The following is an 18,673-nucleotide window of genomic DNA, read 5'->3' on the forward strand; positions in this document are numbered from 1 at the left end:
CATGCCGGTGCTGGCGCCTGACCTCGCGCTGCGGCAGGGCTTTCTGGGTGAAGCCGCAGTGGATGCACCGCACGCCGCGCCGGCGCCAGCCGCCGCACCGCATGCGGCGACCGGCGCGCTGCTGCAGGTCGATGGCGTCAGCCTGGAATACCGCACCACCGAACGCGTGGTGCGCGCCACGCACCAGGTCAGCTTCGATGTGCACGCGGCCGACCGCTTCGTGCTGCTGGGCCCCTCGGGCTGCGGCAAGTCCACGCTGCTAAAGGCGGTGGGGGGCTTCATTGCACCCATCGAAGGCGAGATCCGGCTGGGTGGGCAACGGGTAACCGCACCCGGGCCGGACCGCATCGTGGTGTTCCAGGAGTTCGACCAGCTGCCGCCCTGGAAGACCGTGAAGCAGAACGTGATGTTCCCGCTGCTTGCGTCGCGCACGGTGGGCAAGAAGGAGGCCGCCGAGCGGGCCCTGCACTACCTGGCCAAGGTAGGGCTTGATAAATTTGCCGATGTGCACCCGCACCAGCTGTCGGGCGGCATGAAGCAGCGCGTGGCCATTGCCCGGGCGCTGGCGATGCAGCCCCGCATCTTGCTGATGGACGAGCCCTTCGCCGCGCTGGATGCGCTCACGCGCCGCAAGATGCAGGAAGAGCTGCTCGCGCTGTGGGACGAGGTGCGTTTCACGCTGCTGTTCGTCACGCATTCGATCGAAGAAGCGCTGGTGGTCGGCAATCGCATCGCGCTGCTGTCGCCACACCCCGGCCGCATGCGCGCCGAGATCAACAGCCACGACTTTCACCTGGGCAGCCTGGGCGGTGCCGCCTTCCAGGCCACGGCGCAGCGCATTCACCACCTGCTGTTCGAAGAAGAAACAACCCAAGAAGGGCACACGCAGCCATGAGCCCACTTTTGCACCCGCCCGTGCGGCCCGAGTACGAGCGCACCCTGGAGCCGTTTCGCGATGTGCCGGTGGAGCGCGCGCTCCCTTGGACAGACCGCATCTGGGGCCAGGAGTGGCTGCGCAAGGCGGTGATCCTGGCGGTGCTGGCCGCCGTGTGGGAGGTGGCAGCGCGCTGGCAGAACAACGATCTGCTGCTGCCCACGTTCAGCGCCACGATGAAGGCGTTGGCCGAAGGCCTCTGGAGCGGCGAGCTGATCGAGAAAGTGCGCCTGTCGCTGGTCGTGCTGGTACAGGGCTATGTGGCTGGGGTGGTGCTGGCGTTCGCGCTGACCACGCTGGCGGTGTCCACCCGGCTGGGCCGCGACCTGCTGGGCACGCTCACGTCCATGTTCAACCCGCTGCCCGCCATTGCGCTGCTGCCGCTGGCGCTGCTGTGGTTTGGCCTGGGGCGGGGCAGCCTGGTGTTCGTGCTGATCCATTCGGTGCTGTGGCCGCTGGCGCTCAATACCTACGCGGGTTTTCAGGGTGTGCCCGAGACCCTGCGCATGGCCGGCCGCAACTACGGGCTGCGGGGCATTCCGTATGTGCTGCAGATCCTCATACCCGCTGCGCTGCCGGCCATCCTGTCCGGCCTGAAGATCGGCTGGGCCTTTGCCTGGCGCACGCTGATCGCGGCGGAGCTGGTGTTCGGCGCATCGTCGGGCAAGGGCGGCCTGGGTTGGTACATCTTCCAGAACCGCAACGAGCTCTATACGGACCGCGTGTTCGCGGGGCTCGTCATGGTGGTGCTCATCGGGCTGCTGGTGGAGAGCCTGGGCTTTGCCACGCTGGAGCGGCTGACCGTGCGCAAGTGGGGGCAGCAGCGCTGAGCGCGGTGGCGGCTTGCCCGGGCCCAGGGCGGGGCGTGCAACCTTCTTCTTTCATTCTCGACGAGCGCAACGCCTTATCCCATGCCGACACCTTCTCCCACCATGCACCTGGGCGCCTTCTTCTTCGGCGTGGGGCACCACCTGGCCGCCTGGCGCCACCCGGACGTGAACCCCGGTGCGGCCAGCTCCATCGCGCAGCTGCGTGCATGGGCGCAGATTGCCGAAGCCGCCAAGTTCGACGCCATCTTCTTTGCCGACAATGTGGGCCTGCCGGGCCCGCCCGATGCGGTGGTCGCCAAGAACGCGCTGTGGTACCCGATGGAGCCGCTGCTGGCCCTGTCGGCACTCTCGCAGGCCACGGAGCGCATCGGCCTGGTCGCCACCGTGTCCACCACCTACCTGCCGCCCTACCACCTGGCGCGCAAGTACGCCACGCTCGACCAGGTCAGCGGCGGGCGCGCGGGCTGGAACCTGGTCACGTCGGGCAGCGACTTCGAGGCGCGCAGCTTTGGCCTCGACAAACAGCTCGACCATGCGCACCGGTACGCCCGAGCGCACGAGTACGTGCAGATCGTCAAAGGCCTGTGGGACACGTGGGAGGACGATGCCTTCATCCACGACAAGGCTGCCAACCAGTTCTTCGACCCCGAGCGCCTGCACCGCGTGGCGTTCGACGGCGAGCACTTCAAGGTGCATGGCGGCCTGCAGACGCCGCGCTCGCCGCAGGGCTACCCGGTGCTGGTGCAGGCCGGCTCGTCCAGCGACGGGCAGGACCTGGCTGCGTCCGCCGCCGAGGTGGTCTTTACCGCGCAGCAGACGCCCGAGGCTGCGCGCGCGTTCTACCAGTCGCTCAAGGGGCGTCTGCCAGCGTATGGCCGCACGCCGGACCAGCTCAAGATCCTGCCCGGCATCTCACCCTTCGTGGGGCGCACGCAGCAGGAGGCCCAGGACAAGTTCGACCAGCTGCAAGGCCTCATCGACCCGGTGCTGGGCGTCGGGCTGCTGTCCACCTTTCTGGGCAATGCCGACCTGTCCGCGTACCCGGTCGACGGGCCGTTTCCGCAAGACCTGCCAGTCACCCAGGGCTGGCAGAGCCGCCAGGAATTGTTCGCCAAGATGGCGCGCGACGAGGGGCTGAGCATTCGCCAGCTGTACGAAAAAGTGGCCGGCGCGCGGGGCCACTGGACGATGGTGGGCACGCCCGAGACCATCGCCGACCAGCTGGAGCACTGGTTCACCACCGGGGCGGCCGACGGCTTCAACGTGCTGGCGCCGACGCTGCCCCATGGCCTCAAGGACTTTGCCGAGCTGGTGGTGCCCGAGCTGCAGCGCCGTGGCCTGTTCCGCAAGGACTATGCAGGCACGACCTTGCGCGAGCACCTGGGCCTCGCGCGGCCCGCGCACCCTGCGCGGCGTGCCGGGGCCACGGCATGAGTTCGCCCACCCACGATATCCCCCACTACGACGCCATCGTGGTAGGCCTGGGAGCGGTGGGCTCCGCCACGCTGTACCAGCTGGCGCGGCGCGGTGCGCGCGTGCTGGGCCTGGACCAGTTCGCCCCGCCGCACAGCCTGGGCTCGTCGCATGGGCAGACCCGCATTACCCGCCTGGCCGTGGGCGAGGGCGAGCAGTACGTGCCCCTGGTGCGGCGCTCGCACGAGATCTGGGCGGAGCTGGAGGCCGCCACCGGCCAATCCATCTACACCCGCACCCATGGCCTGGTGCTGGGCCCGCGCGACGGCGCGGCCCCCCGCGCGGGCAAGCCCGATGATTTCGTGCGCCAGACCATCGGCATTGCACAGCGCCACGGCATTGCGCACGAGGTGCTGGACACGGCCGACCTGCGGCGCCGCTACCCGCAGTTCAAGCTGCGCGGCGACGAGTTCGCCTACTGGGAGCGCGATGCAGGTTTCGTCCGCCCCGAGGTGGCCATCGGCGCCCAGCTGCAGGTGGCGCAGACGCACGGCGCCGAGGTACATATCCACGAAACGGTGCTGTCCCTGGAGACGCAGGGCGATGCAACGGTGGTCACCACCACGCGCGGCACCTACCGCGCGGACCAGGTGGTGCTGGCCGCGGGCGCATGGCTGCCGCAGCTGGTGCAGGCGGGCGGGGCGCTGCACAGCGCACCACTGGCCGGGCAGTTGAGCGTCTACCGCCAGGTGATGTTCTGGTTCGACATCGGTGCCGATACCGATGCGTTCTCGCCTGCGCGGTTTCCGGTGTTCATCTGGGCGCAGGGGGATGAGGACGGCCCTGCGTTCTACGGCTTTCCGGCCGTGGGGCCCGGTGCTCCCGCCTTGAAGATTGCCACCGCCCAGTACCAAGCCACCACCACGCCCCAGGCGGTGGACCGCACGGTCGCCCCTGGCGAGGTGGAGGAGATGCTGCGGCGCTACGTGCAGCCGCGGCTCCATGCGCCCGAGGCGAAGTTCTCGCAGGCCCATGTGTGCCTCTACACCGTCTCCCCCGACCACGGCTTCGTCATCGACCGCCTGCCGGGATGGCCGGGCGTGCATGTGGCGTCGCCGTGCTCAGGGCACGGCTTCAAGCACTCGGCCGCCATTGGCGAGGTGCTGGCGCTGCGGGTGCTGGGGCTGCCGGAATGGGCGGACCTCTCGACCTTGTCGGCAGGGCGGTTTGCGCCGGCGGGAGCCTGAGCGGCGCGCACCCAGCGCGACACCCTGTCGAGGATGATGGCTGCCTGCAGATCGTCTAAGGATGTTTAGGTAATTTTGAACGGAGTTTTTATTCGTTTGTGATCGATGACTGGGCCCGTAGATTCGATGGCTATCACCACCGAATTCATTGCCAGGAGCCATTTCATGACCTACGAAACCGCAGACGCCGTGCTGCCCACCGCCCTGGAGCAGGTGCGCCAGGCGTCGGTGGAGCAAGGACTCTCTTATGCCGGCGGCGTGAAGCCACCCGCCGCGTGGGACCTGGTGCGCGAAGGCCAGGCCCTGCTGGTGGATGTGCGCTCCGCCGAAGAGCGCAAGTTCGTCGGCCACGTGCCCGGCAGCCTGCATGTGGCGTGGGCCACGGGCACGGCGCTCACCCGCAACCCCCGCTTCGTGCGGGAGCTGGAGGCCAAGCTCGCCAAGGACGGCGGCAAGGACGCCGTGGTGCTGCTGCTGTGCCGCAGCGGCAAGCGCTCGGTGCTCGCGGCCGAGGCGGCAGCGGCCGTCGGCTTCCGCCATGTGTTCAATGTGCTCGAAGGCTTCGAGGGCGAGATCGACGACCGCCAGCAGCGCGGCGGCAGCGATGGCTGGCGCTTTCATGGCCTGCCGTGGGTGCAGGACTGAGCAGCGCAGCGCACAAGGCACCCATGGCAAATTTCCACATCGAGCAGATCGCCGCTTCGCTGAGCGAGGTGCGCCGCGAATGGCGCGAGGCGCAAAAGAGATCGCAGGAGCCGGGGGGCCGCGAGTTCCCCTCGCGCGACGCGCTGGCCCAGGTGGTCGAGCAGCTCAAGGGCGCGCTCTTTCCCATGCGCCTGGGGCCCTACGACCTGCGCCAGGAGAGCGAAGACTTCTACGTGGCGCACACGCTCGACACCGCGCTGCACACGCTGTTCACGCAGATCAGCCTGGAGCTGACGTACAGCGCCCGCCACGAAGAGCGCGACGCCGACGGTGTGCAGGACCAGGCCCAGCAGGTCGCGCAGGCGTTTGCGCAGTCCCTGCCGCAAATCCGGCGCCTGCTCGACAGCGACGTGCTGGCCGCCTACCAGGGCGACCCCGCCGCGCGCAGCGTGGACGAAGTGCTGCTGTGCTACCCCGGCGTGCTGGCCATGATCCACCACCGCCTGGCCCACTGCCTGTACCGGCTGGGCCTGCCGCTGCTCGCGCGCATCGTGTCCGAGCTGGCGCACAGCCACACCGGCATCGACATCCACCCCGGTGCGCAGATCGGCGCTGGCTTCTTCATCGACCACGGCACGGGCGTCGTCATCGGCGAGACCGCCGTCATCGGCCAGCGCGTGCGCCTGTACCAGGCGGTCACGCTGGGCGCCAAGCGGTTCCCTACGGATGCCCAGGGCGTGCTGCAAAAGGGCCTGCCGCGCCACCCGGTGGTCGAGGACGACGTGGTCATCTATGCGGGCGCCACCATCCTCGGGCGCGTCACGCTGGGCAAGGGCGCGGTCATCGGCGGCAATGTCTGGCTCACGCATGACGTGGCGCCCGGCGGCAACGTGACGCAGGCCAGCAGCCAGGAGTCGGGGCGCACCCCCCGGCCTGCGGCCGCCGCCGAGGCACTGCCATGACCACCACGCTCATCAAAGGTTTCGGCATTGCGGTACGCCAGTCGCGCGAGGCCCAGGGCTGGTCGCAGGAGCGTCTGGCCGAGCACTCGGACCTCAACCGCTCCTACGTCGGCGAGGTCGAGCGCGGCCGCGTGATCGCGTCCCTGGTCACCATCGAAAAGCTCGCGGTGGCATTGGGCGTGACGCCTTCCACGTTGGTCACGCGCGGCGAGGTGGTGCACACCGCCAACCTGGTGCGCGGCCTGCAGTTGGCGGCTATAGCCTGTTGAAGCCCGGCCGCAGAGCTTTGACACTCAGCGCCGCAGTTTCATCTTTTTTCCCTTTCAGTTTTCAACCACACGGAGTTCTCACATGTCGGCAACAGTGGGCGGTACCACCGCACTCGGCGATCACGCAGCAAGGCAACTCGCCAACGCGACCAAAACAGTCCCCCAACTGGAGACCATCAGCCCGCGCTGGCTGACGCACCTGCTGCAGTGGGTGCCGGTCGAAGCGGGCATCTACCGCCTCAACAAGGTCAAGAACCCCGAGGCGATCAAGGTCGCATGCACCGCCAAGGAGTCCGAGAACCAGCTGCCGCGCACCTTCGTGGACTACGAAGAGAACCCGCGCGAATATTTCCTCAACGCCGTGAGCACCGTGCTCGACGTGCACACCCGCGTGTCGGACCTGTACAGCAGCCCGCACGACCAGATCAAGGAGCAACTGCGCCTCACGATCGAGACGATCAAGGAAAACCAGGAAAGCGAGCTCATCAACAATCCCGACTACGGCCTGCTGGCCCAGGTGACGGAAGAGCAGCGCATCTTCCCGCTCACCGGCGCGCCCACGCCCGACGACCTGGACGAGCTGCTGACCAAGGTCTGGAAGGAGCCCGCGTTCTTCCTGGCGCACCCGCTGGCCATTGCGGCCTTCGGCCGCGAAGCCACCCGCCGTGGCACGCCACCGCCCACGGTGAGCCTGTTCGGCTCGCAGTTCATCACCTGGCGCGGCATCCCGCTGATCCCGTCCGACAAGGTGCCCGTGGCCGACGGCAAGAGCAAGATCCTGCTGCTGCGCGTGGGCGACAAGCGCCAGGGCGTGGTCGGCCTGTTCCAGCCCGGCCTGCCGGGCGAGCAGGGCCCCGGCCTGTCGGTGCGCTTCATGGGCATCAACAACCATGCCATCGCGTCCTACCTGATCTCGCTGTACTGCTCGCTGGCCGTGCTGACCACCGACGCCCTGGCGGTGCTCGATGACGTCGAGATCAACAAGTACCACGACTACCCTGATACCTACAAGTAATCCGCGGTGAGCAATCTTCCATCCACGCCGCAAGGCGCAATCCCCCGCGCGCTGGAGGCGCCGATCAGCCCGGCGCTGCTGGCGCAGATGGCCACGGCGCTCTTCTCGGCCCGGCCGGGCGAGGCACCGGCTGTGCCCGCCGGCCCCGCCGCCGCGCTGCCGTCCACACCACCGGGCACCGCACCCGGGTTTGCGCAGGCGCTGTCGCCCGTGCCGGCCGGCGTGCAGGCACCCGTCAACATCGCGCCGCCGGGCTCGCCGCTGGTCAGCCCCGCGGGGTTCGGCCCCAGCGTGCCGGGCACGCCGATTCCGCCCGGCGTGCTTCCGGGCAGCAACATCGTCCCGGCATCGCCCACGCCCCTGGCGTCGCTCGCGCACCGGGCCCCGGCCCTGCTGCCGCACGCTACGGCGGGCAACGGCCTGCCGGACACCGTGGTCAGCGCACTGCCCGCGTACGAACCGCGCCTGGGCGGGGCCGTGCTGGGCGTGCCCGAGGCCTCGGGTGCCAATGCTGCTTCGGTGGCGCGCCACGCTCCGGCAGGCGGCGCTGCAGAGCCCGCATCGCCGTTCTACTTCCTCGCAGACCGCCATGGGCAGCCTTCGCCCGGTGGGCACCCGGCACCGTCCACAGGGGCGCCGTCGGGCGTACAGACCAGCGTAGCTTATGGTGCCTCTCCCAACGCACTGGGCGACACCCGCATCAGCGACGAGCTGGCCCGCCAGCCCTTCGCGTCGCTGCAGGGGGTGGACCTGCGCAGCGCGCCGTCCGCATCGCCCGGCGCGCTGGGCCAGTCGAGTGCCGGTGCTGCGCCTGCTCAGTTCTACTTCACCGATGCGGTGGTGCTGCCCAGCGGCTACGTGACGCCGGCCAAGCCTGCGCCGCACGCCACCGTGCCGCTCGCAGGGCAGGGCCACCATCCGCCGTTCGACGTGCACGCCATCCGCCGGGACTTCCCGGTGCTGGCCGAGCGCGTGAACGGGCGGCAACTGGTGTGGTTCGACAACGCGGCCACCACGCACAAGCCCCGCGCGGTGATCGACCGCATCAGCTACTTCTACGAGCACGAGAACTCCAACATCCACCGCGCCGCGCACGAGCTGGCGGCGCGGGCCACCGATGCGTACGAAGGCGCGCGCCAGCGCGTGAAGACCTTCATCAACGCGCCGGATGTGAACGAGGTGATCTTCGTGCGCGGCACCACCGAGGCCATCAACCTGGTGGCCAAGAGCTGGGGCGCGCAGCATGTGGGCGAGGGCGACGAGATCATCGTCAGCAACCTGGAGCACCACGCCAACATCGTGCCCTGGCAGCAACTGGCGGCCGCCAAGGGCGCGAAGCTGCGGGTGATTCCGGTGGACGACTCGGGCCAGGTGCTGCTCGATGAATACCAGAAGCTCCTGAACGAACGCACCAAGATCGTCGCGGTCACGCAGGTGTCCAACGCGCTGGGCACCGTGGTGCCGGTCAAAGAGATCGTGGCGCTGGCGCACCGCGCGGGGGCCAAGGCCCTGGTCGACGGCGCGCAGTCGGTGTCGCACATGCGGGTGGACGTGCAGGACCTCGACGCCGACTTCTTCGTCTTCTCGGGCCACAAGGTGTTCGGGCCGACAGGCATCGGCGTGGTCTGGGGCAAGCGCTCGGTGCTGGAAGACATGCCGCCGTGGCAGGGCGGCGGCAACATGATCGCCGACGTGACCTTCGAGAAGACGGTGTTCCAGCCCATCCCGAACAAGTTCGAGGCCGGCACCGGCAACATCGCCGACGCGGTGGGCCTGGGCGCTGCCATCGACTACGTGAACCGGGTGGGCATCGAGAACATCGCGCGCTACGAGCATGAACTGCTGGTGTACGGCATGCAGCAGCTCGCCACCATCCGTGGCGTGCGGCTCATCGGCACGGCGGCGGAAAAGGCCAGCGTGATGTCCTTCGTGCTGGCGGGCTACTCCACCGAAGAGGTCGGCAAGGCCTTGAACGAAGAGGGCATCGCGGTGCGCACCGGCCACCACTGCGCGCAGCCCATCCTGCGCCGCTTTGGTGTGGAGACCACGGTGCGGCCGTCGCTGGCGTTCTACAACACCTTCGATGAGATCGACCGCCTCACGGCGGGGGTCCGCAGGCTGGCTGCGCAGCGGATCTGACGGCTGCGAAGCTCGTTCGCTCTGGCGGGGGCGCTTCACCTCAAGGGGTGGAGAGCCCGCGGTCCTTGGGGGCTGCAGGTGGCCGGGTGGTGCGTGCCCTGGTGGGCGGGGCCGTGCAGCGCATCGGCCCCGGCGTTCACTTGTCCTGCAGCGACATCGCGCACGCGGCCTTGACCAACCGGTCCCGGGGGTTCTCGGCCATGTCCGCAAAGGCCAGGTCGCGCCCGTCGCTCTCCACGTACTCGTGCATCCGCATCTGGCCGTGCCACAGCGGCTTGTTGAAAAAAGTGATCGACCGGTGCCAAGCTTTCATCTGCGTGCAGTCGACCATGGCGGTGGAGTAGTACGAGTGAAAGGGCAGTCCATCGAAGGCGGTGCGCGGCTTGGCGCGGTTGACGCGCAGCTTGACCAGGCGCATGGACTCGAAAGCCACGGCGCTGGCGGCATCCACCTCCACGGTGTCGGTGAAACCATTGCCAGGGTCGCCGACCACGGTGAGCCAGCTGGGGCTTTGGGCCGCCACCGTGGCGGACACCAGCGCGGCGGCGAGCACGACGGATTTCATGGGCATCCTCTTTCGCAAAACGCTATTCAAGCACCAAACGGCCCGGCGGTGCAGCTTTTGGCATGGCCGGGCAACTGCAGGCTCAGAACACGCCCATCGCCAGCCCCGCCGCCAGCGCACGGCCCAGGGCGCCGCAGCGCTCCAGGTCGTCGGGGCCGATCTGCTTGGGGGCCAGGATGGCCTCTGGCGTCTGCGCGTGGGTGCAGACGATCAGCGGTTCGGCCACGGCCTTGAGGCGCCAGCCCGTGGCGATGCGCTCGATCTGGCGCGCCGCGTTGGCCCCGTCGCTGCCGGCGCAGACCAGGCAGGCGTAAGGGCGGCCATTGGCCTGGTCGAGCGCTGCGTAGTAGGTGCGGTCGAAAAAATCCTTGAGCTGGCCGCTCATGGCGGCCAGGTTCTCCGGCGTGGCGAAGAGGTAGGCGTCCGCGGCCAGCACGTCGGCTGCGACGGCCTGGCCCGCATGCAGCAGGCGCACGTGCACGCCGGGCTCCTGCGAGGCGCCTGCGCACGCAGCCTGGGCCATCTGCAGCGTGCCGCCCGTCATGGAGTGGTAGACGATGAGCAGCGTCTTCGTGGTGTGCATGGGGCGAGCATAGCGCTGGCGGGCGGGCAGGTTCGCTGGTGGCTGGCCTGGTTGCGCCACAGAAGCAGACCCCGCAGGACTGCGTGCCGAGGGCGCCTAGCCTTCGTCCGCCACGAAGCCCAGCCGCTTCATGGCCGTCCCGAGGCTGGCGGCTGCCTGGCCATAGCCGTCCCACGGCGTGTTGCCGGTGCCCAGGCGCGCGCCGATGTTCTGCACCGTCCAGTGGGCAGAGCTGGTCAGCGTGTCGAGCTCGTCCCATGCCACCGGCACGGACACGCCCATCCCCGGCCGGGCGCGGGCCGACCAGGCGCACACGGTGGTGGCCCCGCGCCCGTTGCGCAGGTAGTCCACGAAGATCTTGCCGATGCGGTTGCGTGGCCCGCTCTTGGCCACGAAGCGCTCGGGTATCGTGCGCGCCAGGTGCTCCACGATGGCCTTGGAGAATGCCCGCACCGTGGCCCAGTCGCGCAGGCGCTTGAGGGGCACGACCACATGCAGTCCCTTGCCGCCGCTGGTCTTGAGGTACGCCGGCAAGCCCAGCTCCTGCAGCAGCACCCGCACCAGGCGCGCACCCTCCTGCACCTGTTGCCACGAGGCACCGTCGCCCGGGTCCAGGTCGAACGTCATGCGGTCCGGGCGCTCGATGCGGTCCTTCAGCGCGTTCCACGTGTGGTATTCGATCACGTTCATCTGCGCATAGCTGCGCAGCCCCTGGGGCGAGGCGATCTCCATCAGCGGCGCATGGCCCTCGTCCAGGGCCGGGTCCATCTGCAGCACGCCCGCCATGGAGTCGCTGTCCTCGTGCTTCTGGAAAAACAGTTCACCCGCGATGCCATCCGGCGCCCGCACCACCGCCACAGGGCGTGCGGACAGATGCTCCATCATCAACGGCGCCACCTGCGCGCAGTAGTGCACCAGGTCCATCTTGGTGAAACCGGTGGAGGGGTCGATCACCCGGTCGCCATGCGTGATGTGGGGCGCTTCCGCCTCGCCTTTCGATGGCCGTGCGCGGGCAGCTGCTGGTGTGCGGGAGGGCATGCTCTGCGGCCTTTCTCAAGGGTGTGAGGGAAGCGCTGTTCGCTGACAGTGGCCGCGCGCCCGGCTGCGGACAATGGCCGTCACAAGGAGGTATTCATGCCACAGGAAATCCGCGAAGAAAACGTCTTCGGCACGTCCGACGCCAGCTCGTACTCGGCCGTGCTCTCGCACGCCGGCTCCGGTAAGGTGACCATTCAGAGCCTGCTCGTCGATGGCCACAACACGCCCCTGCGCGAAGCCACCTACGGCTCGCGCGACGAGGCCGTGGCGGCTGTCGAGGCATACGCGCGCGGCGACAAGAAGCCCTGAAGGCCCGGGCCCCGCGCGGCCCGTCGTGCGCTGGTGCGCCAGGGTGTGGTCAGCGGGGCCGGCGAGGGGCGGCGCGTGGTCAGCCGCCATCGCCCGCATTGCCCGTGATGGGCAGCACGATGCCGGTGATGTAGCTCGAGCACGCGGGCGCAGCCAGAAACACATAGGCCGGTGAAATTTCTTCAGGCTGTGCCGGGCGGCCCAGGTGCGTCTTCTCCCCGAATTCAGCGATGTCCTCGGGGCTCTTGTCCGCGGGGTTGAGCGGCGTCCACACCGGCCCGGGAGCCACCGCGTTGACGCGGATGCCCTTGTCCGCCAGGTTGTGCGCAAGCGCCTTGGTGAAGGCATGGATCGCGCCCTTGGTCGCTGAATAGTCCAGCAGTTCCTTGCTGCCGCGCAGGCCCGTCACCGAGCCGGTGTTGATGATCGCGTCGCCCCGCTGCAGGTGGGGCAAGGCCGCCTTGGCCATGTGGAAGTAGCCGTAGATGTTGGTGCGGAAGGTCTCGTCGAAACGTTCCTCGGTCAGGTCCGCCAACGATGCCGCGTGCTCCTGAAACGCCGCGTTGTTCACCAGCACGTTGAGCTTGCCGAATGCCTTGACCGCCTGCGCCACCGCCTGCTGGCAGTAGCTGGCATCGCGCACATCGCCGGGCAGCAGGATGCAGCGCCCGCCCTCGGCCTCCACCAGCTCGCGGGTGCGTTCAGCGTCCTCGTGTTCTGACAGGTACGCGATCGCCACGTCCGCACCCTCGCGCGCAAACAGCACCGCCACGGCACGGCCGATGCCCGAATCGCCCCCTGTGATGAGGGTGGAGAACCCCTGGAGCTTGCCGCTGCCCGCATAGTGCGGCGCCTCGAAGCGGGGCTGCAACTGCATCTGCGCTTCGCTGCCGGGCTTGGTGAGGTGTTGCCGCGGCAGGGGCGGTGCGGGCTCTGCGCGGCCCGGGCCTGGGGCGGCCTTCTTCTTGGCACTTGGGGAAGTGTCGGCCTGCTTGCCGTTGGGGGCCTTGCGATCCTTGGCATCCTGCTCGGCCTGGATCTTCTGCTGCTTGCGGGTGGTGGCTGCCGATGCGCTGGCGGCTGCCGGTGTGGTGGTGTTAGCACTGCCCCCGGCTTGGCTGGAGCCGGTCCTGGCTGGAGGTCGGGACGGTGCGGCAGCCCCTTTCTTCGCCGCCGGCTTGGCCGGGGTGGATGCGGCCGGCGCGGTGGCGGCAGGGGCTTTGGGGGCGCGTCGAGTGCTCATGGGTGAATCGATTCCGTAGTTGGGGTGCGCATGGGCGTTCGCCCGGGGTGCGTGCGTATCAGCCCAGCGGCTTCCACACCGGTGGCTCGGGGTCTGGGAAGCGCAGCGGGACCGAGCGGGGGCGGGCCATCGCCTCCCACTGGCGCATGCGCTTGCGGGCGCGGGGCTTGGTCTGGTCGGGGCCGGTGCGGTGGGTCTTCGACATGACGATCTCCTTGGAGCGTGATGCCTTCCATTACTCCACCGCCGGCTGCTGGACCGTGTCAGACAGCGTCTGCTTTGCGCATCGGCGCCACGTGTTGGCGCGGTGCTTTCAGCGGGTCGCAGCCTTGTCGCGCGCTGCGGCGCGCTCCTTGGCCTCGCCGAGCATTTCCTTCATCCAGTTCACCAGCATGCCGGTGTAGGCCTCGCTCCATTCGGGCTTGGCCAGCGCGTGGTCGGCACCAGCAATCACCCGGTAGGTCATGGAGCGGGTGCGCAGGAATGCGGCCCGGTAGTTCTCCAGCACCGGGTGGGGCACGATGTGGTCCATCTCGGATTCGACCAGCAGCACATCGCCTTCGAACACGGCACTGGCCGCCAGCGCGCGGTTGGCGTCGGTGGGCAGCTTCATGGCGCGGTAGCGGGCCAGTTCCTGGCGGTCGAGGTGCTGCTTGGGGACCAGCCAGTCCTCATCCTTGTAGAGGGCCGGCGCGCGCAGCGCCATCCAGCGCACCGGCCGCAGGGCGCTGAGCACGGTGGCCAGGTAGCCGCCGTAGCTGCTGCCCACCACGGCCACAGATTGGCTGTCCACGGCCGGATGCCCGGTGAGCAGGTCGTACGCGGCCAGCATGTCGTTGAGGTTGTCTTCCCGCGTCACGGTGTCGCGGTGCGCCTTGTCGCGGGCATGGCCGCGCAGGTCGATGGTGAGGCAGATGCAGCCCAGCGCCGCAATGGTGTGGGCGCGCGACAGGTACTGCTCCTGGCTGCCGTCCCAGCCGTGCACCAGCAACACGCCGGGCACCACGGTGTCCGGCGCCACCAGGGTGCCGGCGATGGTGCGGTCGCCCGAAGGGATCTGAATGTCTCTATGCCGTGTCGCCATCGGCTTGCACCACGGTGTACTTGGTCAGCGGCCCGACCTCGGGGTCCTCGCCCTGGAAGTAGACGATGGCGGATGCGGGCGGTGGCGCCAGAGGGCCGAACGCTTCGATGCAGCTGGCCCGCACCGTGTTCAGGCCGGGGTCGGCATGGAAGGCCTCCAGCGCGGCGATCTCCGCGCCGGTGGCGCCACCGATGCGCCAGGACTGCTCCAGCACGCCCGAGCTCCATTCGCCGCCGGCATGGATACCCTGTGCCACGTCGTAGTTGACACGCGATGCGTAAAAGCCCGGAAAGCACTGCCGCACCGAGGCGTCGTACAGCAGCGCCTGGTCCACGGCCTTGCGCACCGGGCCGGGGGGCAGCGTGGCCAGCAGCGCATGAAAGTCGCCGCGCACCACGGTCAGGTCCGACCCGCCGTACGCCACGGCGCCGCGGTTGTCGCGTGTGAGGCGCTGGCGGCCGTGGTACGAGGCCAGGATGCCCGCCACGCGCACCTGGCCGACGCTCAGCGTGTCGACGTTCGAGAGGTTGTGCTCCAGCACCACGCCATGCTCGGCAAAGGTGTTGTCGCTCAGCGCCGCCAGGCTCATGGTCAGCTCGCCGATGGCATGCACCACCGACTGCCCGCGCCCGCCGGTCTCCGCCACGGGCTTGATGCGCACGGGCCCCAGGGCCAGCAGCCGTTCGCCGGCCTCGGCCGCGTCGTGGCGCGTGAAGGCGGTGTAGCCCGCCAGCACGGCCTTCTCGACCGCTTCGGGCAGAACATGGCTCCAGCCCGGGGGCGCGGCGGCATCGGGCGCGATCAAGGGATGGGTGATGGCCTTGGTCGCCACGAAGGCGTGGGGCACCACGCCGCCGAACAGATCGTCTTCGCCGCGCAGGTGCAGGCTCAGGGCGGCGGCCTCCACCAGGGTTTCGCTCGGCACCAGGTAGGTGCGCTGCGTCCACAGCGAGGGGGGAAGTTCGTGGCTGAACGCACAGCCCTTCAGGTGGGCCACGCGGCGTGCGATGTGTTCACGGGTCTGGCGCTCGTGTTCGCTGGCATGGCCGCGCAGTCCCAGCGTGAACGGCATGACCACTTCTTCATGCTGCAGCGCCGTGTGCTGTAGCGCGGAGCGCAAGGGGCCGCCATGCGCGGTCGGGTCGGTCATGCAAGGTCCTTTCCTTTCGGAGGGCCGGCCAGCGGGCCGGCGGCGCCGGTACCAAAGCACGGGCGTTCTGAAAGCATCGTATTTTTGGACCGCTCCGTCCGGTGTAGGACGGATAAGCAAGCGCGGGACAGCGGCGCCACCCCGGCGCAAGCCATGCAACACGCCAGGCGCCGATGCACGCAGGGCTCTCAGCCCGGGCCTGCAGCGTGTTTTGCCGGCCTGGCATGCAGTTTGCTATTAAATATATAGCTTAAAAATGACGCCCATCAAGCGGTAGGGGCAGTTTGAACGCCTCACCCCTCAGTACGTCTCCAGGTGCAGCCGCCCTTCGCGCTTGAGCGCCGCGCCCACCTGGCCCCAGTCCAGCCCGCTGGCGGTGGCGATGTCGCGCAGGGCCATCACCACGCCTTCTTCCATGCTCTTGAGGCCGCACACGTAGAAGTGGCTGCTGCCATCGCGCAGCAGCGCAGCCAGGTCGGCGGCGCGATCGCGCATCAGGTCCTGCACATAGCGCCGGGGTTGCCCTGCGGTGCGCGAGAACGCGAGGTTGATGTCGATGAAGTCCTTGGGCAGGCTTTGCAGCGGGCCGAAGTAGGGCAGCTCCTGCTGGGTCCGCGCCCCGAAGAACAGCAGCAGCTTGCCGCCCTCGAACTTGCCGCTGCTGCGCAGCCGGCGGCGCCATTCGGTCATGGCCCGCATCGGTGCGCTGCCGGTGCCGGTGCAGATCATCACGATGTGCGAGCGCGGGTGGTTGGGCATCAGGAACGAGCTGCCGAACGGCCCCACCACCTGCACCTTGTCGCCCACCTGCAGGTCGCACACGTAGTTGGAGGCCACGCCGCGCACGGCGTGGCCGTCGTGGTCGGTGGTCACGCGCTTGACCGTGAGCGCCAGGTTGTTGTAGCCGGGCCGCTCGCCGTTGCGCGGGCTGGCAATCGAGTACTGGCGCGCGTGGTGTGCCTTGCCCAGCGCATCGGTGCCCGGCGGGATGATGCCGATGGACTGCCCCTCCAGCACCGGGAACGGCATGCTGCCGAAGTCGAGCACCACGTGGTGTGTCTCGCTCTCGAAACCCGCTTCGGTGCAGTTGAAGTTGCCCACGACTGTCGCGGTGGTGGGGCTTCGGGGCGGGAACAGGTTGGTGTAGGGGTGCGCGGCCGACCAGGGCGGCACGGTGGCACCGTACTGCGCCGATTGAAACGGCTGGGCCCCGGGCTCTGCCGAGGCGGCGGGCGGCGCAGCCCGCAGCCCGGTGGCCTGTGCCGCCGCGGCCGGTGCGCCCTCGGCCGCCAGCTCCTCGGGCGACAGTTCTGCGGGCAGTTCTTCCCACGTCAGCTGTTCCTCGATGCTGTAGGCCCGCGCCAGCGGCATGGTGCGCCAGTTGTCGATGGAGCCCGTGGGGCAGGGCGAGATGCAGGCCATGCAGCCGTTGCACACATCGGCCCGCACGACGTAGTTGTTGTCGTCGTGCGTGATGGCGCCCACCGGGCAGGTGGCCTCGCAGGTGTTGCAGCGGATGCAGATCTCGGGGTCGATCAGGTGCTGCTTCAGCATGCCGTTGTCGATCAGCGTGGTGGTATCCATATTTTTCTTCCAGCGAAGCCGCAGAATTCTTGGGCGATGCCTTGGATTGCGCGCGGCCCCGGGCCAGTGCCACCGCGCAACCGGCTCCGCCGGGCCGCCGGTGGCGTCCCCCCTCGGGGGGGGGAAGCCGCGCAGCGGCTCAGGGGGGCTCAATTAAAGCGGACGTATTCGAAATCGACCGGCTGGCGGTTGATGCCCATCACCGGTGGTGCGATCCAGCCCGCGAACTTGCCGGGCTCCACCACGCGACCCATCAGCGATGCGACGAACGCAAAGTCCTCGGGCGTGGGCAGCCACTCGGCCTTGCGCGCTGCCCATTCCACGTCGTTCACCACGCGGCCGTCGGGCGACATCTTGATGCCGGCCAGGGCGCCGATCTGGCGGTTGAAGGCCTTGTGCGGCACCGACAGGCGCGTGGGGATGCCGGCTTTTTCCAGCACCTTGTTCCAGCGGCCCACGCCGGCCATCGAGTCCTTGATGAAGTCGTCGCGCAGCACCTCGTTCAGCGCGTTGAGCATGGGCACGTCCTTTTCCAGCAGCTGGCCGTCCTTGACCTCCAGCACCTTGTAGGTCTGGCCCTTGAGGATGTGGTCGTCACCTCGTTTGCCTTCTTCGTAGCGGCCCTTGAGGCCCGAGCTGTAGAAGATGGCGGCGTTGCTCGACTGGTCGGCGCCGAACAGGTCGATGGTCACGCTGTAGTGGAAGTTCAGGTAGCGCTGCACCGTGCCCAGGTCGATGGCGCCGGCGGCGCGCACCTTGGCCGGGTCGTCGGTTTTCAGCTCGTTCATCACCTGCGCGGTGCGCGCCAGCACGCGCGAGACGCCGGACTCGCCCACGAACATGTGGTGGGCCTCCTCGGTCAGCATGAACTTGGTGGTGCGGGCCAGCGGGTCGAACGCGCTTTCGGCCAGGGCCGAGAGCTGGAACTTGCCATCACGGTCGGTGAAGTAGGTGAACATGAAGAACGCCAGCCAGTCGGGCGTTTTTTCATTGAAGGCGCCCAGGATGCGCGGGTTGTCCTGGTCGCCCGAGGTGCGCTGCAGCAGCGCTTCGGCCTCCTCGCGGCCGTCGCGGCCGAAGTGCTTGTGCAGCAGGTAGACCATGGCCCACAGGTGGCGGCCTTCTTCCACGTTGATCTGGAACAGGTTGCGCAGGTCGTACATGCTGGGCGCGGTGAGGCCCAGGTGGCGCTGCTGCTCCACCGACGCGGGCTCGGTGTCGCCCTGCGTCACGATGATGCGGCGCAGGTTGGCGCGGTGCTCGCCGGGCACATCCTGCCAGGCCTTCTCGCCCTTGTGGTCGCCGAAGTGGATCTCGCGGTTGGCGTCGCCCGGGTTCAGGAAGATGCCCCAGCGGTAGTCGCGCATCTTCACGTGGCCGAACTGTGCCCAGCCCTGCGGGTCCACGCTCACGGCGGTGCGCAGGTAGACCTCGTGGTCGGTCGAGCCCTCGGGGCCCACGTCGTCCCACCAGTTGATGAAGTTGGGCTGCCAGCCTTCGAGCGCGCGCTGCAGCGTGCGGTCTTCGCCGAGGTTGACGTTGTTGGGGATCTTCTCGCTGTAGTTGATCGTGCTCATGGCCAGTCCTTCAAGTGGAGGTTCATATCCGTTCGGCCTGAGCTTGTCGAAGGCTTGCGCAGGGCCTCGACAAGCTCAGCCTGAAC

Annotated in this window: 19 protein-coding genes; 10 read left to right on the forward strand and 9 right to left on the reverse strand. The window is 68.7% G+C overall.

Annotation, left to right across the window (positions count from 1 at the left end; translation table 11 throughout):
• Position 1 precedes the first annotated feature (1 nt).
• The 9 genes from ASG27_RS12275 to ASG27_RS12315 all read left to right on the forward strand — a co-directional run bounded on the left by ASG27_RS12275 (position 2) and on the right by ASG27_RS12315 (position 9,454).
• On the forward strand, positions 2–895 hold the full coding sequence (locus ASG27_RS12275) for an ABC transporter ATP-binding protein (RefSeq protein WP_235504026.1): 894 nt from the start codon (positions 2–4) through the stop codon (positions 893–895).
• Positions 892–1,764 (forward strand): ABC transporter permease, encoded by an 873-nt coding sequence (locus ASG27_RS12280; protein WP_056417396.1) that lies wholly within the window; start codon positions 892–894, stop codon positions 1,762–1,764. The genes ASG27_RS12275 and ASG27_RS12280 overlap by 4 nt, the downstream gene beginning before the upstream one ends.
• An 81-nt stretch (positions 1,765–1,845) precedes the next feature.
• Positions 1,846–3,198 (forward strand): LLM class flavin-dependent oxidoreductase, encoded by a 1,353-nt coding sequence (locus tag ASG27_RS12285; protein WP_056417400.1) that lies wholly within the window; start codon positions 1,846–1,848, stop codon positions 3,196–3,198.
• On the forward strand, positions 3,195–4,424 hold the full coding sequence (solA, locus tag ASG27_RS12290; RefSeq protein ID WP_235504027.1) for an N-methyl-L-tryptophan oxidase: 1,230 nt from the start codon (positions 3,195–3,197) through the stop codon (positions 4,422–4,424). The genes ASG27_RS12285 and solA overlap by 4 nt, the downstream gene beginning before the upstream one ends.
• Positions 4,425–4,589: 165 nt before the next feature.
• Entirely contained in the window at positions 4,590–5,069 is a 480-nt protein-coding gene (locus ASG27_RS12295; RefSeq protein WP_056169053.1) for a rhodanese-like domain-containing protein, read from the forward strand.
• Between the two features lie 23 nt (positions 5,070–5,092).
• Entirely contained in the window at positions 5,093–6,031 is a 939-nt protein-coding gene (gene epsC / locus ASG27_RS12300; protein ID WP_056418269.1) for a serine O-acetyltransferase EpsC, read from the forward strand.
• Complete coding sequence (locus tag ASG27_RS12305; RefSeq protein WP_056417404.1) at positions 6,028–6,300, forward strand: helix-turn-helix domain-containing protein; 273 nt, start codon at positions 6,028–6,030, stop codon at positions 6,298–6,300. The genes epsC and ASG27_RS12305 overlap by 4 nt, the downstream gene beginning before the upstream one ends.
• An 82-nt stretch (positions 6,301–6,382) precedes the next feature.
• Positions 6,383–7,315, forward strand: a complete 933-nt coding sequence (locus ASG27_RS12310) for a family 2A encapsulin nanocompartment shell protein (RefSeq protein ID WP_056167209.1) — start codon at positions 6,383–6,385, stop codon at positions 7,313–7,315.
• Between the two features lie 6 nt (positions 7,316–7,321).
• Entirely contained in the window at positions 7,322–9,454 is a 2,133-nt protein-coding gene (locus ASG27_RS12315; RefSeq protein ID WP_235504028.1) for a family 2A encapsulin nanocompartment cargo protein cysteine desulfurase, read from the forward strand.
• 136 nt (positions 9,455–9,590) lie between these two features.
• Here ASG27_RS12315 and ASG27_RS12320 read toward each other — a convergent pair whose 3' ends face one another.
• The 3 genes from ASG27_RS12320 to ligD form a co-directional block, all read right to left on the reverse strand.
• A complete protein-coding gene (locus ASG27_RS12320) occupies positions 9,591–10,019 on the reverse strand; it encodes a surface-adhesin E family protein (RefSeq protein ID WP_156370717.1) in 429 nt (142 codons plus the stop codon).
• A gap of 82 nt (positions 10,020–10,101) precedes the next feature.
• On the reverse strand, positions 10,102–10,602 hold the full coding sequence (locus ASG27_RS12325) for a flavodoxin family protein (RefSeq protein ID WP_056417410.1): 501 nt from the start codon (positions 10,600–10,602) through the stop codon (positions 10,102–10,104).
• Between the two features lie 96 nt (positions 10,603–10,698).
• On the reverse strand, positions 10,699–11,640 hold the full coding sequence (ligD, locus tag ASG27_RS12330; RefSeq protein ID WP_082485968.1) for a non-homologous end-joining DNA ligase: 942 nt from the start codon (positions 11,638–11,640) through the stop codon (positions 10,699–10,701).
• A 96-nt stretch (positions 11,641–11,736) separates the two neighbouring features.
• On the opposite strand from ligD, the gene ASG27_RS12335 reads away from it, so the two are divergent.
• On the forward strand, positions 11,737–11,949 hold the full coding sequence (locus ASG27_RS12335; protein ID WP_156370719.1) for a hypothetical protein: 213 nt from the start codon (positions 11,737–11,739) through the stop codon (positions 11,947–11,949).
• A gap of 79 nt (positions 11,950–12,028) precedes the next feature.
• Here the strand turns inward: ASG27_RS12335 and ASG27_RS12340 are convergent, their stop codons facing one another.
• From ASG27_RS12340 to boxB, 6 genes are all read right to left on the reverse strand, one after another.
• Positions 12,029–13,192 carry an SDR family oxidoreductase gene (locus ASG27_RS12340; RefSeq protein ID WP_082485969.1) on the reverse strand — a complete coding sequence of 388 codons (1,164 nt, stop codon included), beginning with the start codon at positions 13,190–13,192 and terminating at the stop codon, positions 12,029–12,031.
• Between the two features lie 58 nt (positions 13,193–13,250).
• A complete protein-coding gene (locus ASG27_RS27285) occupies positions 13,251–13,397 on the reverse strand; it encodes a hypothetical protein (RefSeq protein WP_200912429.1) in 147 nt (48 codons plus the stop codon).
• A gap of 108 nt (positions 13,398–13,505) precedes the next feature.
• Positions 13,506–14,276, reverse strand: coding sequence for an alpha/beta hydrolase family protein (locus tag ASG27_RS12345; RefSeq protein WP_056417416.1), 771 nt, complete (start codon positions 14,274–14,276; stop codon positions 13,506–13,508).
• A complete protein-coding gene (locus ASG27_RS12350; protein WP_056417419.1) occupies positions 14,260–15,426 on the reverse strand; it encodes a DUF3182 family protein in 1,167 nt (388 codons plus the stop codon). Before ASG27_RS12350 ends, ASG27_RS12345 begins: the two co-directional genes overlap by 17 nt.
• A gap of 300 nt (positions 15,427–15,726) precedes the next feature.
• On the reverse strand, positions 15,727–17,010 hold the full coding sequence (gene boxA / locus ASG27_RS12355; protein ID WP_056417421.1) for a benzoyl-CoA 2,3-epoxidase subunit BoxA: 1,284 nt from the start codon (positions 17,008–17,010) through the stop codon (positions 15,727–15,729).
• A 149-nt stretch (positions 17,011–17,159) separates the two neighbouring features.
• Positions 17,160–18,587 (reverse strand): benzoyl-CoA 2,3-epoxidase subunit BoxB, encoded by a 1,428-nt coding sequence (gene boxB / locus ASG27_RS12360; RefSeq protein WP_056417424.1) that lies wholly within the window; start codon positions 18,585–18,587, stop codon positions 17,160–17,162.
• Positions 18,588–18,673: the final 86 nt, after the last annotated feature.

It is taken from the genome of Acidovorax sp. Leaf191, from assembly GCF_001424425.1.
Classification (GTDB): Bacteria; Pseudomonadota; Gammaproteobacteria; order Burkholderiales; family Burkholderiaceae_C; genus Acidovorax.